This is a genomic window from Amycolatopsis sp. DSM 110486 (assembly GCF_019468465.1).
Classification (GTDB): Bacteria; Actinomycetota; Actinomycetes; order Mycobacteriales; family Pseudonocardiaceae; genus Amycolatopsis.
The window spans coordinates 6,142,111-6,157,722 of the sequence record NZ_CP080519.1 but is presented as its reverse complement, the minus strand read 5'-3'; the positions used below and the strand labels follow the sequence as shown (position 1 = coordinate 6,157,722).

16 protein-coding genes are annotated in these 15,612 nt (G+C 70.0%); 7 read left to right on the top strand and 9 right to left on the bottom strand.

Going from position 1 to position 15,612, the window contains the following annotated elements:
- The first annotated feature begins 33 nt into the window (after positions 1-33).
- Complete coding sequence (locus tag K1T34_RS29900) at positions 34-963, top strand: TAXI family TRAP transporter solute-binding subunit (RefSeq protein ID WP_220238100.1); 930 nt, start codon at positions 34-36, stop codon at positions 961-963.
- On the opposite strand, the gene K1T34_RS29895 is transcribed toward K1T34_RS29900, so the two are convergent.
- Complete coding sequence (locus K1T34_RS29895; protein WP_220238099.1) at positions 960-2,357, bottom strand: HAMP domain-containing sensor histidine kinase; 1,398 nt, start codon at positions 2,355-2,357, stop codon at positions 960-962. The two genes, K1T34_RS29900 and K1T34_RS29895, sit on opposite strands and share 4 nt — an antisense overlap.
- Positions 2,358-2,360: 3 nt before the next feature.
- Positions 2,361-3,029 carry a response regulator transcription factor gene (locus K1T34_RS29890; protein WP_220238098.1) on the bottom strand — a complete coding sequence of 223 codons (669 nt, stop codon included), beginning with the start codon at positions 3,027-3,029 and terminating at the stop codon, positions 2,361-2,363.
- Between the two features lie 345 nt (positions 3,030-3,374).
- Between K1T34_RS29890 and K1T34_RS29885 the strand changes: the two genes are divergently transcribed.
- From K1T34_RS29885 to K1T34_RS29865, 5 genes are all read left to right on the top strand, one after another.
- Positions 3,375-4,103, top strand: a complete 729-nt coding sequence (locus tag K1T34_RS29885) for an amino acid ABC transporter ATP-binding protein (RefSeq protein ID WP_220247486.1) — start codon at positions 3,375-3,377, stop codon at positions 4,101-4,103.
- A gap of 80 nt (positions 4,104-4,183) precedes the next feature.
- Positions 4,184-5,098, top strand: a complete 915-nt coding sequence (locus tag K1T34_RS29880; RefSeq protein WP_220238097.1) for a glutamate ABC transporter substrate-binding protein — start codon at positions 4,184-4,186, stop codon at positions 5,096-5,098.
- An 84-nt stretch (positions 5,099-5,182) separates the two neighbouring features.
- Entirely contained in the window at positions 5,183-5,830 is a 648-nt protein-coding gene (locus K1T34_RS29875) for an amino acid ABC transporter permease (protein WP_220238096.1), read from the top strand.
- Positions 5,827-6,717 (top strand): amino acid ABC transporter permease, encoded by an 891-nt coding sequence (locus tag K1T34_RS29870; protein ID WP_220238095.1) that lies wholly within the window; start codon positions 5,827-5,829, stop codon positions 6,715-6,717. Before K1T34_RS29875 ends, K1T34_RS29870 begins: the two co-directional genes overlap by 4 nt.
- 131 nt (positions 6,718-6,848) lie before the next feature.
- Positions 6,849-7,361, top strand: coding sequence for a class I SAM-dependent methyltransferase (locus tag K1T34_RS29865; protein ID WP_220238094.1), 513 nt, complete (start codon positions 6,849-6,851; stop codon positions 7,359-7,361).
- Here K1T34_RS29865 and K1T34_RS29860 read toward each other — a convergent pair.
- The 7 genes from K1T34_RS29860 to K1T34_RS29830 form a co-directional block, all read right to left on the bottom strand.
- Positions 7,358-8,386, bottom strand: coding sequence for a DUF4037 domain-containing protein (locus K1T34_RS29860; RefSeq protein WP_220238093.1), 1,029 nt, complete (start codon positions 8,384-8,386; stop codon positions 7,358-7,360). The genes K1T34_RS29865 and K1T34_RS29860 overlap by 4 nt on opposite strands.
- 44 nt (positions 8,387-8,430) lie before the next feature.
- Positions 8,431-9,552 carry an amidohydrolase family protein gene (locus tag K1T34_RS29855; RefSeq protein ID WP_220238092.1) on the bottom strand — a complete coding sequence of 374 codons (1,122 nt, stop codon included), beginning with the start codon at positions 9,550-9,552 and terminating at the stop codon, positions 8,431-8,433.
- On the bottom strand, positions 9,545-10,168 hold the full coding sequence (locus K1T34_RS29850) for a hypothetical protein (RefSeq protein WP_220238091.1): 624 nt from the start codon (positions 10,166-10,168) through the stop codon (positions 9,545-9,547). Before K1T34_RS29850 ends, K1T34_RS29855 begins: the two co-directional genes overlap by 8 nt.
- Positions 10,165-10,911 (bottom strand): succinate dehydrogenase/fumarate reductase iron-sulfur subunit, encoded by a 747-nt coding sequence (locus tag K1T34_RS29845; RefSeq protein WP_220238090.1) that lies wholly within the window; start codon positions 10,909-10,911, stop codon positions 10,165-10,167. The genes K1T34_RS29850 and K1T34_RS29845 overlap by 4 nt, the downstream gene beginning before the upstream one ends.
- A complete protein-coding gene (locus K1T34_RS29840; protein WP_220238089.1) occupies positions 10,908-12,827 on the bottom strand; it encodes a fumarate reductase/succinate dehydrogenase flavoprotein subunit in 1,920 nt (639 codons plus the stop codon). The genes K1T34_RS29845 and K1T34_RS29840 overlap by 4 nt, the downstream gene beginning before the upstream one ends.
- A gap of 67 nt (positions 12,828-12,894) precedes the next feature.
- Positions 12,895-13,725, bottom strand: coding sequence for a hypothetical protein (locus tag K1T34_RS29835; protein ID WP_220238088.1), 831 nt, complete (start codon positions 13,723-13,725; stop codon positions 12,895-12,897).
- Complete coding sequence (locus tag K1T34_RS29830) at positions 13,722-14,009, bottom strand: hypothetical protein (RefSeq protein WP_220238087.1); 288 nt, start codon at positions 14,007-14,009, stop codon at positions 13,722-13,724. The genes K1T34_RS29835 and K1T34_RS29830 overlap by 4 nt, the downstream gene beginning before the upstream one ends.
- Before the next feature lie 332 nt (positions 14,010-14,341).
- Between K1T34_RS29830 and K1T34_RS29825 the strand changes: the two genes are divergently transcribed.
- Positions 14,342-15,568: a cytochrome P450 gene (locus K1T34_RS29825; RefSeq protein ID WP_220238086.1), complete on the top strand. Its 1,227-nt coding sequence runs from the start codon at positions 14,342-14,344 to the stop codon at positions 15,566-15,568.
- Positions 15,569-15,612: the final 44 nt, after the last annotated feature.

Here is a 15,612-nt window from a genome sequence, read left to right as displayed (position 1 = left end):
ACGCGCGGGGCGCTCGTCTGGCACGATCGCCCCATGCGTGCGAGGCGGAGGCTCACGGCGGTGCTCGTCGCGGTTCTCGTGGCAGGGCTCACGGCCGCGTGCGGCCCGAGCTTCGAGGGCCTGCACCTGCGGATCGCGACCGGCGCGGTCGGCGGCGTGTACAACGACCTCGCCCGGCCGCTCGCCGACGCGTGGGCCAAGGACCTGGGCATCGCCCGGCCGGAGGTCCTGGCGACGCAGGGCTCGCGCGACAACCTCAACCGCGTGCTGGCCGGGGGCGCCGACGTGGCTTTTGTCGCGGCCGACCTCGCCGCCGAGGCCGCCACGCAGCACCCGGGCCAGCTGACCGCGCTGGCGCGCATTCACGACGACTACCTGCACATCGTCGTGCGCGCCGACTCGCCTTACACGTCGGTGTCGATGCTCAAGGGCCGCCACATCGCGGTCGGCTCGCCCGAGTCCGGGGTCGAGTACATCGCCAACCGCGTGCTGGCCGTCGCCGGGCTGACCGATTCCGTGAGCGTGCAGCAGCTGGGCCTCGAAGACTCCCTCAAGGCCCTCGAAAACCACCAGCTCGACGCCTTGTTCTGGTCGGGCGGCCTGCCGACACCGCTGATCACGCAGTACACGCAGAAGGTCGGCCTGCGCCTGCTCGACATGGCCAGCCTGCAGGAGGGCATGCAGGCCTACAGCCCCGTCTACAGCACCGCCACCATCCCCGGCAGCACCTACAACCAGGCCGGCCCCGTGACCACGCTCGTGGTCCCCAACTTCCTCGTCGTCCCCGCGAAAATGGCCGACGACGTCGCCGAAGCCCTCACCCGCGGCCTCTACGACGCCCGCCCCGCCCTCGCGCAGGCCAACAGCGCGGCCCTGTCGATCGACGTCCACCCGGGCATCGAGACGGAGCCGCTCCCCCTGCACCCGGGCGCGCTCACCTACTACCGAAGCCTCAAGGTCTAAGGCGCGACCCGCAGGTCCAGCTCGATCCGCAGCCCGCCGCCGTCCGGCAGGGACAAGCGCATGTCGCCGCCGGAGTGGCGGACGATCTCGCGCACGATCGCGAGACCCAATCCCGAGCCGGGCACGTTCTGGTGCGCGCTGCTGCGCCAGAAGCGGTCCACGGCGCGTTCCAGCTCGTCCTCGCGCAGGCCCGGCCCGTGGTCGCGCACCGCCAAGGTCACCCCGTCCCCACCGTGTACGGCCGAAACGTGCACCGAAGTGCCCTGGCCGGTGAACTTGAGCGCGTTGTCGATCAGCGCGTCCAGGATCACCTCGAGCCCCCGCGGCGGCAGCAGCACCCGGGCGCCGTTGACGTCGGCCTCGGTTTCCAGCGCGACGTCACGCGCCGCACCCACCACACTCCAGTCGGCGACGCGGTCGGCGACCACGGCACCGAGGTCCTCCGCCACGAGCTCACCGCCCGCCGCCTCGGCGCGGGCCATCGACAGCAGCTCGTCGAGGATCTGGTTGAGCCGGCCGGCGTCCACGCGGGCGGCGTCGAGGTCGGCGGCCGCCGTTTCGTCGTCCACGTGGCCTTCGAGGTTGCCCAGCCGCAGCTTCAACGCCGTCAGCGGGTTGCGCAGCTGGTGGGAGGCATCGGCGACGAACGCCCGTTGCGCGGCCAGCGCCTCCGACACGCTCGCCGCCATCCGGTCGAACGAACGGCCGAGTTTCCGCAGCTCAGGCGGCCCGCCGCTCTCCCCCACCGGTTCCGCCTCGCGCCCGCTCACCACGGCCGCGACCAGCGCGCCCGTCGCTTCGTCGAGCCGGCGCACGGGTCGCAGCGTCCAGCGCACCACCGGGATCGCGACCAGCAGCGCGAGCCCGAACGCCACCACCGCGCCCGCCGCGAGCACGAGCCACTGCCACAGCAGCCGCGTGCGCACGTGGTCGGTCGAGGACTCCGTGACGACGACGCCGCGCACCTCGCCGTCGATGAGGATCGGCTCGGCCAGCACCAGCGGGGCCGTCGTCCAGGGCATCAGCAGCGGGCCGGGCTCCGGGTGCCGGCCGGCGAGGGCCTCGTTCACGGGGGCCGCGATGGCCGAGCGGTCGATCCGCGCCGCGTCGGTGCCGCCCAGCGAGCTGAGCACCGCGACGCCGTCCTGGTTCACCACCACGACCTTCACGCCGTAGACCTCGGTGTAACGGCGCAGCTCCGGCTCCAGCAGCGCGGGCCGGTTGTCGATCAGCGGCCGTTGCGCGAGCGAGGCGAACCGCGCGGTGTCGGTGAGGCGGTCGAGGAACAGGTTCTGCTGCAGGCTGCCCGCCATCGTCAGCGCCAGGGGGATGCCGAGCCCGAACACCAGCAGCGCGACGAGCGTGACCACGATCCCCTGGAGGCGGACGCGCACGGCTCAGCCCCGCCCGCCGCCGAGGCGGTACCCGACGCCGCGGACGGTCTCGATCAGCGCCGGGCGCCCGAGTTTCGTGCGCAACGTGGCCACGTGGACGTCGAGCGAACGGCTCTCCGCCGCGCCCCGATGGCCCCACACCTCGGTGAGCACGTGCTCGCGCGAGCACACCGAGCCACGCGCGCCCGCGACGAGCGCGAGGACCTGGAACTCCTTGCGGGACAAGGCGATCGACTGCCCGGCCACGAGCACCTCGTGGCGCGCGAGGTCGATGCTCACGTCGCCGACCTCGATCACCGGCGCGGGCCCGTCGGTGCGCTCGCCACGACGGCGGCGCACGGCTTCGACGCGCGCGAGCAGCTCCTCCACGTCGTAGGGCTTCACGAGGTAGTCGTCGGCGCCCGCGCGCAGTCCCTGCACCCGGTCGTCGACCTCGCCGCGCGCCGACACCACGATCACGGCGACGTCGCTGACCGCGCGGATGCGCCGGCACAGCACCACGCCGTCGACGTCGGGCAGCCCGAGGTCGAGCAGCACCACGTCCACGTCGTGCACGCGGTCCAGCACGCCGGCGCCCGAGGCCAGCCGTTGCATCTCCAGGCCGCGCCGCGTCAGCGCGGGCACGAGGGCGCCCGCGACCCGGTCGTCGTCCTCCACCAGCAGCACCCGCACCGCTCGCCTCCCCCGGTGATCCAGCCCACGGTAGCGAGGAACTCTAGGGGGCACCCGCCAGCGACCACGACAGGGCACGAAGGTTCACTCTCCGTCACTCTTCTGACTCGCATCGCGTGATCACCGAATGCGGTCGTGGCTAGGCTGAGCAGGGCGGAAGGCCGCCGACCAGCCCGGACGGCGCCGGAAGTCGATACGTACTTGAAACCCTAAGTATTGCTCAAGCCGCCTTTACAAAGGGTCCGACGGGAGTAGGTTTCCGCCATCGACGTGGGATCCGGTCCCGCAGATGCCGGTTGTGAAGGAGCTCTGGAGGCCAAGATGACCGCGGAGGTGGCGGCGCCGATGATCAAGGCGACCGCCGTGAACAAGTTCTTCGGCGACCTGCACGTGCTGAAGGAGATCAACCTCGAGGTGCCTCGCGGCCAAGTGGTGGTCGTGCTCGGGCCGTCCGGGTCGGGCAAGTCGACGCTGTGCCGCGCCATCAACCGGCTGGAGCCGATCAACGCGGGCGAGATCGCCGTCGACGGTGTGGCCCTGCCGGCCGAAGGCAAGGCGCTCGCGGCGTTGCGCGCGGACGTCGGCATGGTTTTCCAGTCGTTCAACCTGTTCGCGCACAAGACGATCCTCGAGAACGTGATGCTCGCGCCGGTGAAGGTCCGCAAGATGTCCTCGGCCGACGCGCGCAAGACCGCCATGGAACTGCTGGAGCGGGTCGGCATCGCGAACCAGGCGGACAAGTACCCGGCCCAGCTCTCGGGCGGCCAGCAGCAGCGCGTGGCCATCGCCCGGGCGCTCGCGATGCGCCCCAAGGTGATGCTGTTCGACGAGCCGACCTCGGCACTGGACCCGGAGATGGTCCAGGAGGTGCTCGACGTGATGACCGGCCTGGCCAAGGACGGCATGACCATGCTCGTGGTCACCCACGAAATGGGGTTCGCCCGCCGGGCAGCTAATCGGGTGATCTTCATGGACGACGGCGAGATCGTCGAGGACACCACGCCGGACGAGTTCTTCACCCAGCCGAAGAGCGACCGGGCGAAGGACTTCCTCGGCAAGATCCTCACCCACTGACGATTACCGGATTTTCCCCGGCACCTGCCGTACCCGGTGGCCGCACCGGCCATACCGACGACAGATACAGGAGACACGTTATGAGGATCCGCACCCTCGCGGCAGGGCTGCTCGCCGGCGGCCTGCTGCTGACCGCTTGCGGCAAGGAAGGCACGCCCGCGGCCCCCGGTGGCGACACCAGTGGCGCGAACACCGCCGCCCTGCCGACCTACACCGTGGCGCAGAACGTCGACCTGGCCGGCTCGCCGGTCTTCGCGAAGATCAAGTCGGCCGGCACCGTCACCGTCGGCGTCAAGGACGACCAGCCGGGCCTCGGCCAGAAGGACCCGACGACGGGCCAGTTCCAGGGCTTCGACATCGAGATCGCCCGGATGGTGGCCGCCGGTCTCGGCATCGCCCCGGACAAGATCAAGTTCACCACGGTCGACTCGGCCGCGCGTGAGCAGGCCATCGCCAACGGCCAGGTCGACTACTACGTCGGCACCTACACGATCACCGACAAGCGCAAGAACCTGGTCTCGTTCGCCGGGCCGTACTTCCAGGCCGGTCAGGACCTGCTGGTGCGCGCTGACGACACGTCGATCACCGGCCCGGAAACGTTGAAGGGCAAGAAGGTCTGCTCTGCGACGGGGTCGACCCCGATCCAGCGCGTGCGCGACCAGGGCCTGACGGAGCCGGGCAACATCGTCGAGTTCCAGAAGTACTCGCAGTGCGTGGACAAGCTGCTGACCAAGGAGGTCGACGCCGTCACCACGGACGACGCGATCCTCAAGGGCTACGCGGCGCAGGACAAGGCGAACCTGAAGGTCGTCGGCAAGCCGTTCTCGCAGGAGCCCTACGGCATCGGCCTGAACAAGGACGACAAGGTGCTGCGCACGAAGATCGACGACCTGCTGCAGGCCAGCCTCGACGACGGCACGTGGCAGAAGATCTACGACGCCACCCTCGGCCAGTCCGGTGCGACCGCGACGAAGCCGACCATCCAGCGCTACTGATCCGGTTTCACGGCCGGTGGACGGGGCCTCCGTCCACCGGCCGCTCCACGTAATCTTCCGGCCCACGGACGCGGGGAAGGCTCCATGGACGTCCTGCTCGACAATCTGGACCTCTTCGGTCCGTTCTTCCTGCGCACGATCGAACTGTTCCTCATCTCCGCCGTCGGCAGCCTCGTGTTCGGCACGATCCTGGCGATGCTGCGGGTGAGCCCGGTTCCGGTGTTCCGCGCGATCGGCACGGCCTACGTCACCATCGTGCGCAACACACCGCTCACGCTGGTGTTCGCGTTCTTCGTGTTCGCCTACCCGCTGCTGGACATCGTCAGGATCGACTACTTCACCGCCGCGGTGGTGTCGCTTACGGTGTACACGTCCGCGTTCATCTGCGAGGTCGTGCGCTCGGGCATCAACACCGTGCCGGTCGGCCAGGCCGAGGCGGCGCGCGCACTCGGCCTCACCTTCGGCCAGATCCTCGGCCAGGTCGTGCTGCCGCAGTCGCTGCGGTCGGTCGTGCCGCCCCTGATCAGCACGCTGATCGCGCTGCTCAAGAACAGCACGATCGCGGGCGGGTTCTCCGTCGCCGAGGCGGGTGCGATCCGCCAGTACATCTCCGAGCGCGGCGACAGCCAGCTGGTCGCCCTCCTGTGGGTGGCGCTCGGGTTCATCATCCTGGTCGCAGTGCTGTCGTTCGTTCAGCGCAGCCTGGAGAAGCGCTGGAGCGTGGCCCGATGAGCAACGTCCTGTTCGACGTCCCCGGCCCGAAGTCGCGGGTACGGCACCGTATCTACGCCGGGATCGGCATCCTCCTGGTGATCGCCCTGATCGCTTTCGTGGTCTTCAGCTTCGCCGACAGCGGCCAGTTCACCCCGCAGAAGTGGGCGTGGCTGGAGTACTCGCAGGTGCAGTCGGACCTCGCCAACGCCGTGCTCGCCACGCTCGAGGCGTTCGCACTCGGAGCGGTATTCGCCCTGATCTTCGGCGCGGTTTTCGCCGCCGGACGGCTGTCCGAGCACACGTGGATCCGCGGGATCTCCACGTTCGTCGTGGAGTTCTTCCGCGCGATCCCGCTGCTGATCCTGATGTTCCTCTTCTACTACGGCCTGCCGACGGTCGGCGTCGACACCTCGCCGCTGTTCGCCGTGGTGCTGGGCTTGACGCTGTACAACGGTTCCGTGCTCGCGGAGATCTTCCGCGCCGGCATCAACTCGCTGCCGAAGGGCCAGTCGGAAGCGGCGTACGCGCTGGGCATGCGCAAGACGCAGGTCATGTTCACGGTGCTGCTGCCGCAGGCGATCCGCGCGATGCTGCCGACGATCATCAGCCAGCTCGTGGTGCTGCTCAAGGACACCGCGCTCGGGTTCCTCGTCACCTACCCCGAACTGCTGTACTACGCGCGCTACATCGGCTCGCAGGGTGCGTTCGGGCGCCCGATCGTGCCGTCGACCATCGTGGCGGCCGGCATCTACATCGTGATGTGCCTGCTGCTGACGCTGCTCGCGACGTGGGCCGAGAAGCGCAACCGGCGGAGCAAGAAGCACATCGAAACGACGAACAACAAGGCGGATCAGGTCATGCTCGGCAACGCCGCGGGCGGTGGTTTCGTCGGCGGCGGTGTCTGACGAACGAGGTACCCGGAAAGGCCCCCGCACCTGCGGGGGCTTTTTTCGTGCGCTGCTCCGGACGCACCTGTCGGGACGCCGGGTCGCGGGTTAGCGTCGAAGGGCAGCCGCCGCCAGGCAGGAGCCCGCCCGTGCCCGAATCTCCCGAACCGGCCCACTGGACCCCCGCCGACCGCGCCGAGACCGACGCCGTGCTGACGGCCGCCGGTCCCCCGGCCGGCCGCTGGGTGCTGGTGGTGGGTAGCGGCACCGGTGTTCACGCCCGGCTGTTCCGCTCGGCCGGCGCTTCCCGCGTGGTCGGGGTCGACGCGGACCGCTCGCTGATCGCGCAGGCCCAGCGGCAGGAGGAACGCGACCCGCTGGGGATCTCCTACGAGGCGCACGAGCCGCTGAAGCTGCCGGTGATCGGCGACTTCGACGTGGTGGTCGCCTTCGGTGTCACTGGTCCGCTCGACGCGTTGCTCGCGCGTCTGGCCGCGAACCTGAGGAGTGGCGGGTTGCTCGTCCTGTCTTACTTCGGTGCCGCCGATCCGGCGATGGAGGCCTTCGCCGACGCGGGGTTGCACTCGGTCGGGCAGCAGCCCGTCGTGGCGCCGGTTCCCGGTGATCCGCGGTTCGTGGTGATGACCGCCCGGCATCCCTAGCCGTGGTCGAAGGGGCCGAGGTCCCGGGTCCACTCAGGATGGCCGAGGACGTCCGTGCTGTCGGCCCACTGGTCGACCGCCCCGATGGCGCCCGGGCGGAGGGCGTCGGCGAAGCGGGCGGCGCCCAGGACTCGGTAGGGGCGCTCGTGGAAGCCGCGGACCTGGGGGTCGAGGGGTTCGGTGAGGCCGAGCTGATTGTGGTGCGCGGCAACGGTTTCATACGCCGCGACCAGGTGGGTCTCGCGCCGGCGCCATTCGAGGGCGGCCAGGGCGCCCGTGAGGTGCGGTGTCAGGGCCGGCGCGAGGGGCAGGCGAGCGAACGCGCTGCCGAGCCATTTCGAGTACGGCGGGTACCGGCGGCCCATCAGGAGGCACAGGCGCATGAGGTCCCGCACCAGGCGCGCGGCGACGACGGCCGAGCCGAGCTCGTCGCCGACCTCGCCGCATCGGCCGACGAAGGGCTCTTCCTGCGCGATGCGGCGCCACTGCCCGGCGAGGACCTCGCGCCACACGTCGTCGGGGTACCAGGCCAGGACGGCCCTGAGCGCGTCGAGGCGACCGAGGCCGTCGTGGAAGACGGCGCCGCCGGTGAGCTCGGCGAGGGTCTGCGTGGGGGTGGTGAGCCACTCGCGCCGGGACAAGGTTTTCCCGGGGACGAAGCCGAGGAAGGCACTGAACCACGTGTCGATGTCGGCGATCTCCACTGCGTGGCGGACCGGGCCGTCGGCGGGGGCCATGCGCGTCGTCGGATCGCCTTCGTTGTCGGCGAAGTGCGTGGAGTAGCCGAGGAACTCCCGCGGCAGCTCGTCGGCGAGCAGTTCGGTGAGCCCGGCCGGTTCGTCGACGAACAGTTGCAGGCGCGGGCCCCAGTCGTGGTCGGTGGAGCGCGCGGTGTCGAAGCCGAGGACGTCGGAGCCGCGGCCGAGGAGGGCCGCGGAGTAGGTGACGCCGCGCCGTTCGAGGATCGGGCGCACGGCGTCGGCGTGGAAGCAGCGGGCGAGCTCGAGACCGGGCAGGAAGTCCACGTCGGCGAGTGTGTCGCGTTCGGTGGCAGCGCGGCGAGGGGTTTTCAGCGCACTCGTCGTCCGGCTTGCCAGACAGCACGGATGCGACCGGCGAGGTCGGTGACGTCCACGGCGGGGCCGTCGAGCAGCACGAGGTCCGCGCGCAGGCCCGGGGCGACGCGGCCGCGGTCGTCGAGGCGCAGGAGGCGGGCGGCGTCGCTCGTGGCGGCGCGCAGGGCGCCCGCGGCGCCGAGACCGGCAGCGAGGAGGCGCAGCTCGGTCAGCAAGTCGACATGAGGACGCGGCGCGAGGTCCGAGCCGGCGGCGATCGGGAGGCCCGCTTCGACCGCCAGGGCGAGGGAGCGGCGGTGGGTTTCGCCGTGTTCGGCCGGGATCGGAGCGAGGGTGGGCACGTACCAGCAGCCGTGTTCACGCATCACGGCGACGGCTTGTTCGTCGAGGAACACCCCGTGTTCGATGCTGCGCACGCCGGCACGGGCGGCGGCTGTTGCTGCGGCGGCCGTGTGCGCGTGGGCCATCACGTCGCGACCGGCGCGGCGGGCTTCGTCGGCGACGGCGTGGAGCTCTTCGTCGGTGGGGCGAACGTCGCGCCCTTCGGCGAGCGCGGCCATGGAACCGCCGGCGCCGAGCTTCACCCAGTCGGCGCCCGCGCGCACCATCCGCCGCACGGCCGCGCGCGCCTGGTCCGGGCCGTCGAACACCGCGTCGGGCAGGGCGGGATCGTCGATGCGATCGAGGCGGCCGGTGTCCGCGTCCCACCAGTCCCCGAGCCCACCCGTCGGCGACAGCTGGCGGAGGCTGACGAGCAGGTCGGGGCCTTCGATCCAGCCTTCTTCCAACGCGTGTTTGAAACCGGCGTCGGCACCCCAGGCGTCGCGGACGGTCGTGATGCCTCTCGTCCGTAGGCGGCGCAGTGTGGCGACCGCTTCGAAGATCCGCGTGCTGCGGGGAAGTCCTGCGTTGCCGGGGAAAGCGACGTGGCCGTGGCAGTCGATCAGGCCAGGGATGAGGAGTCCGCCGTCGCCGTCGTAGGGATTCGGACCGTCCGCATCGGACCCTACTGCGGTGATTCGCTCGTCTATGAGCACGTTCGCCGCTTCGGTGGTGCCCAAGTCGGGGTCGAACACCCGGACGTTCTCGATGAGCACGCCACCGACCTCAAGCACCGAGTTCCGCCGCTGCCAACGCGATCGTCTCCTCGGCCAACGGCGCGAGCTCCGGTTCGCGGGCGGCGGCCGCGCGGGAGAGCCGCGTGACGTCGTCGACCCACCGTCCCGTGGCCGTGTCCGGCTCGCCGATTCGCGCGAAACCCCGCTCCAGCAGGCCGGTCGCGTCGGCCGGTCGGCCGCGGGCGACGGCTTTGATCGCGCCGAGGGCGTTGGCCAAGGCGCTCGCCGGACGGGACCACTCGCCGTCGCGGGCGTGCACGGCGGGGTCGCCCGGCCCGGGATCGGCGACCGCCGACGCTTCCCGTAGCGCCAGATCGAGGCGCCAGAACAGCGGCACCCCCGCGAACCGCACGAACAGCAGCCGCCGTTGCGACGAGCGGAAGAAGTCCGGCGAAGTGCGCACGGCGGCGACCGGGCGCACGCGTTCCAGAACCGCTCGGACGTCGGCCACGCAGGCGGGCACGCGCCCGTCGGGGACGACCCACTCCACGTCGATGTCGCTGAACGCGTCGGCGGTGCCGGCCGCGAGCGAGCCCCGCAACCGGGCCCGCGAGCCCGGGCACGCAGCGGCCAGCGCGGTGACGACGGCGCCGGCCAGCTGCGCGCGGGTCACCTGCGGAAGAGCTTGTTGCCCAGCCACACGATCGGGTCGTACTTCCGGTCGGCGACCCGCTCCTTCATCGGGATGAGCGCGTTGTCCGTGATGTGGATGCCTTCCGGGCAGACCTCGCTGCAGCACTTCGTGATGTTGCAGTACCCGAGCCCGTGCTCCTCCTGCGCGGCGTCACGACGGTCCGCGACGTCGAGCGGGTGCATTTCCAGCTCGGCGATGCGCATCAGGTACCGCGGCCCCGCGAACGACTCCTTGTTCTCCTCGTGGTCGCGCACGACGTGGCAGGTGTTCTGGCACAGGAAGCACTCGATGCACTTGCGGAACTCCTGCGAGCGCTCGACGTCGACCTGCTGCATCCGGTACTCCCCCGGCTTCAGGTCCGGGGGCGGGGTGAACGAGGGGATCTCGCGCGCCTTGGTGTAGTTGAAGGACACGTCCGTCACGAGGTCGCGGATCACGGGGAACGCGCGCATCGGCGTGACCGTGATGACCTCCTCCTCGGTGAACGTCGACATGCGCGTCATGCACATCAGGCGCGGTTTGCCGTTCACCTCGGCCGAGCAGGAGCCGCACTTGCCCGCCTTGCAGTTCCAGCGCACGGCGAGATCCGAGGCCTGCGTGGCCTGCAAGCGGTGGATGATGTCGAGGACGACCTCGCCCTCGTTCACCTCCACCTTGAAGTCCTGCAGCTCGCCGCCGGTCGCGTCGCCGCGCCACACCCGGAAACTGGCCTTGTAGCTCACGCGTTCCTCCCGGAGTGGTTCTCCAGTTCGGCGTCGGTGAAGTACTTGCCGAGCTCGTCGAGCTCGAACAGCTCGAGCAGGTCCTCCCGGAGGGGAATCTGCTCCTTCTCCACCACGTCGACGTCCGGTACCACGGGATTGTCCCCCGCCCGCGCCGCGCACACCAGCAGCTTGTGCCGCCAATCGGCGTCCATGCTGGGGTAGTCGTCGCGCGTGTGGCCGCCGCGGCTTTCGGTGCGCAGCAGCGCCGCACGGGCGACGCACTCGCTCACCAGCAGCATGTTGCGCAGGTCCACGGCGAGGTGCCAGCCGGGGTTGAACTGCCGGTGGCCCTCCACGGTCACCTGCGCCATGCGCTGCCGGATCTCGCCGAGCTTCTCGAGCGCCTGGCGGATCTCGCCGGCCTTGCGGATGATGCCGACGAGGTCGTTCATCGACTGCTGAAGCTCGGTGTGCAACGTGTACGGGTTCTCGGCCACGCCCTTGGCCGGCGGGTCGAACGGCTCCAGCGCCATCTTCGCGGCGGCGTCCACATCGGACTCGGCAACCTGAGGCCGCCCGTCGCCCAGACCGTCCACATAAGACGCGGCGCCGAGGCCCGCGCGGCGGCCGAACACCAGCAGGTCCGACAGCGAGTTGCCACCGAGGCGGTTGGAGCCGTGCATCCCGCCGGAGCACTCCCCCGCCGCGAACAGGCCGGGCACGCTCGCCGCGCCCGTGTCCGGCTCGACCTCGATGCCGCCCATCACGTAGTGACAGGTCGGCCCGACCTCCATGGCCTCCTTGGTGATGTCGACGTCGGCCAGTTCCTTGAACTGGTGGTACATCGACGGCAGCCGGCGCCGGATCTCCTCCGCGGGCAGGCGACTCGCGATGTCGAGGTAGACGCCGCCGTGCGGGGAGCCGCGGCCCTCCTTGACCTCGGAGTTGATCGCGCGCGCCACCTCATCGCGCGGCAGCAGGTCGGGCGTGCGGCGGTTGTTGTCGGCGTCGGCGTACCAGCGGTCGGCCTCGTCCTCGCTGTCCGCGTACTGGCCCTTGAACACGTCGGGCACGTACTCGAACATGAACCGCTTGTCCTCGGAGTTCTTGAGCACGCCGCCGTCACCGCGCACGCCTTCGGTGACGAGGATGCCCTTCACGCTCGGCGGCCAGACCATCCCCGTGGGGTGGAACTGCACGAACTCCATGTTGATCAGCTTCGCGCCCGCGCGCAAGGCCAGCGCGTGGCCGTCGCCGGTGTACTCCCACGAGTTCGACGTGACCTTGAACGACTTGCCGATGCCCCCCGTCGCGAGCACCACAGCGGGTGCGTCGAACAGGATGAACCGCCCGCTCTCGCGCCAGTAGCCGAACGCGCCGGCGATCTTGCCGTCGGTCAGGAGCAGCTCCGTGACGGTGCACTCGGCGAAGACCTTGATCCGCGCCTCGTAGTCGCCGTACTTCGCGAAATCCTCCTGCTGCAGCGAAACGATCTTCTGCTGCATCGTGCGAATCAGCTCGAGCCCCGTGCGGTCACCGACGTGCGCGAGGCGCGGGTAGGTGTGGCCGCCGAAGTTGCGCTGGCTGATGCGCCCGTCGGCCGTGCGGTCGAACAGCGCGCCGTAGCTCTCCAGCTCCCAGACGCGGTCCGGGGCCTCCTTGGCGTGCAGCTCGGCCATGCGCCAGTTGTTGAGGAACTTGCCGCCGCGCATGGTGTCGCGGAAGTGCACCTGCCAGTTGTCGTTCGGGTTCGCGTTGCCCATCGACGCCGCGCAGCCGCCTTCGGCCATCACGGTGTGGGCCTTGCCGAACAGGGACTTGCACACCACAGCGACGCTGAAACCGCGTTCGCGCGCCTCGATCACCGCGCGCAGACCGGCGCCGCCGGCACCGATCACCACCACGTCGTAGCTGTGCCGTTCGACTTCGGTCATGAATAGAGCCACCTCGGAGCTGGGACGCCGTTGTCTTGAAGTACTGCCGGAGATGAGGGTGCCGACGCTAGCCGACGAAACGCAGATCCGCGATGGCACCGCTTGCCACGAGCATCACGTAGAGGTCGGTCAGCACCAGCGTGCCGAGCGTGGTCCACGCGAGGTTCATGTGCCGGGTGTTGAGCTTCGAGACCTGCGTCCAGACCCAGTACCGGACGGGGTGTTTCGAGAAGTGCTTCAGCCTGCCGCCGGTGACGTGCCGGCACGAGTGGCAGGAGAGCGTGTACGCCCAGAGCAGCACCACGTTGGCGACGATGATGATGTTGCCCAGCCCGAAGCCGAACCCGCTGGGGCTCTGGAACGCGACCACGGCGTCGTAGGTGTTGACCAGCGACACGATCACCGCGACGTAGAAGAAGTAGCGGTGCACGTTCTGGATGATCAGCGGCAGCTTCGTCTCGCCGGTGTACTTCCCGTGCGGCTCGGCCACGGCGCACGCGGGCGGCGAGAACCAGACCGAGCGGTAGTACGCCTTGCGGTAGTAGTAGCAGGTCAGGCGGAAGCCGAGCAGGAACGGCAGGACCAGCGCCCCGAGCGGGATCCAGCTCGGGAAGTCGCCGAACCAGTGCCCGAAGTGGCTCGAGCCTTCGACGCAGGAGGTGGACACGCACGGCGAGTAGAACGGCGTCAGGTAGTGGTAGTCGGGCACCCAGTACGCGGTGCGCACGAAGGCGCGAACGGTCGCGTAGATGATGAAGGTCGCCAACCCCAGCACGGTGAGCAGGGGTTGCAGCCACCACCGGTCGGTGCGCAACGTCCGGTCGGCCAAAAGCGCCCGCCCCGGGGAGCGGACGCCGGTGCCGGCCCGGCTGACGTCGTTGTCAGCGGGAGCGCTCACCGCTGGTCGCGCTTGTAGCCGCCAACACCCTCGTCATCGGCGCCTTGCCACAACGCCGGATCGTAAGGCGTGTCCGGGACGGGCACGCGGTCCACGGGTTTCGCCTGCGCCGGCACGGCGTGCGGGTGGCCGTCCAGCTCCGCGGTGTCGATGTCGAGGCGCTCGACATCGTTGGCCAGCCGGCGCACCGCCGACGCGTCGCCGTACCGAGAGCGCAGGGCGCCCACGCACTGCCGCAACTGGCCGATGGTGCGCCGCAGTTCGGCGAGCTCTGTGGTGGACATCGGGAGCCTCCCTGTTCGGTGGGGCTGACAGGAACCGGGTGACGATCACTTTCGCCACGTACGACTCTGCCTTGCGTTGTGCTATGTGACAAGTAGCACATTCCTTAGCGTATTGCCTCTTGACCTTGGGAGTCGACCCCTCTCGGGGCGTGTCTTGGAGTGCAGGCCGTGAGTAGGCCGTCGGGGCGCTGGTCAGGCGGTGGACGGCGAGGCGAGTTGCAGTCCGGACACGTCGGCGAGCACAGCTGAGACGGCGGTGTCAGAGCGGTGTCAGGGCCGTGTCAGCCGAGGCCGCCAGAGTGGTGCCCACGACCACCACGAGAGGAAGTCCCATGAGCCAGACGGTGTCCGTCCCGCAGGGGTTGCCGATGGAGCGCGACGCGGGGCCGTTCGATCCGCCGCGGGAGATCACGCGGTTGCGGGAGGCGCGGCCGGTCAGTCCGATGCTCTTCCCGGACGGGCACGAGGGCTGGCTGGTCACCGGGTACGACGAGGTGCGGCAGCTGCTGGCCGACACGCGGTTCAGCTCGCGGCAGGACCTGGGAGTCATGCACGTGCCCTACGAGACGCCCGGGATGCCGGTCGCCACGGAGCCGTCGCCGCAGGTTCCCGGGTTGTTCATCGCCATGGATCCGCCGGATCACACGCGGCTGCGGCGCAAGCTGACGGGCGCGTTCACCGTCAAGCGGATGAAGCAGCTGGAGGACCACATCGCCGAGGTCGTGGAGCGGCAGCTGGACGCGATGGCGCAGCTGACCCCGACGGTGGACCTCGTCAAGGAATTCGCGTTGCCGGTGCCGTCGCTGGTGATCTGCGAGCTGCTGGGCGTGCCGTACGAGGATCGGGCCGATTTCCAGGCCAACTCCGCGAAGTTCCTGGTCAAGGAGCAGGAGCTCGAGGAAAAGATGGCGGCCTACGGTGCGCTGACCACGTACCTCGGCAATCTGGTGGCGGGTAAGCGCGCCGAGCCCGGTGACGACATCCTTTCGGATCTGGCCCGGCAGGACGACCTCAGCATCGAGGAGCTGACCGGCATCGCGTTCCTGCTGCTGCTCGCCGGCCACGAGACCACCGCGAACATGCTGGCGCTCGGCACGTTCGCGCTGCTGGAGCACCCCGAGCAGCTGGCCGAGCTGCGCGCCGACCCGGAGCTGCTGCCCGGGGCCGTCGAGGAGCTCATGCGGTACCTGTCGGTGGTCGACATCAACTTCCGCTACGCCACCGAAGACCTCGAACTCGGCGGCGAGACGATCCCGGCCGGCTCGACCGTCGTCGTCTCGACGCTGGCCGCCAACCACGACCCGCGGCGCTTCGAGAACCCCGACACGCTGGACATCCGCCGCAACTCGCGCGGCCAGCTGGCCTTCGGCCACGGAGTGCATCAGTGCCTCGGCCAGCAGCTGGCCCGCATCGAGATGCGCGCCGGGTTCGCGGCGCTGCTGCGGCGCTTCCCGACGCTGCAGCTCGCCATCCCCGCTGACCAGGTGAAACTCCGGACGGACATGAACATCTACGGCGTCCACGAGCTGCCTGTCACCTGGACGACCACGGCCTCGTGAACCCCGAACAAGCGAGCCGCACCCGACACACGGGTGCGGCTCGC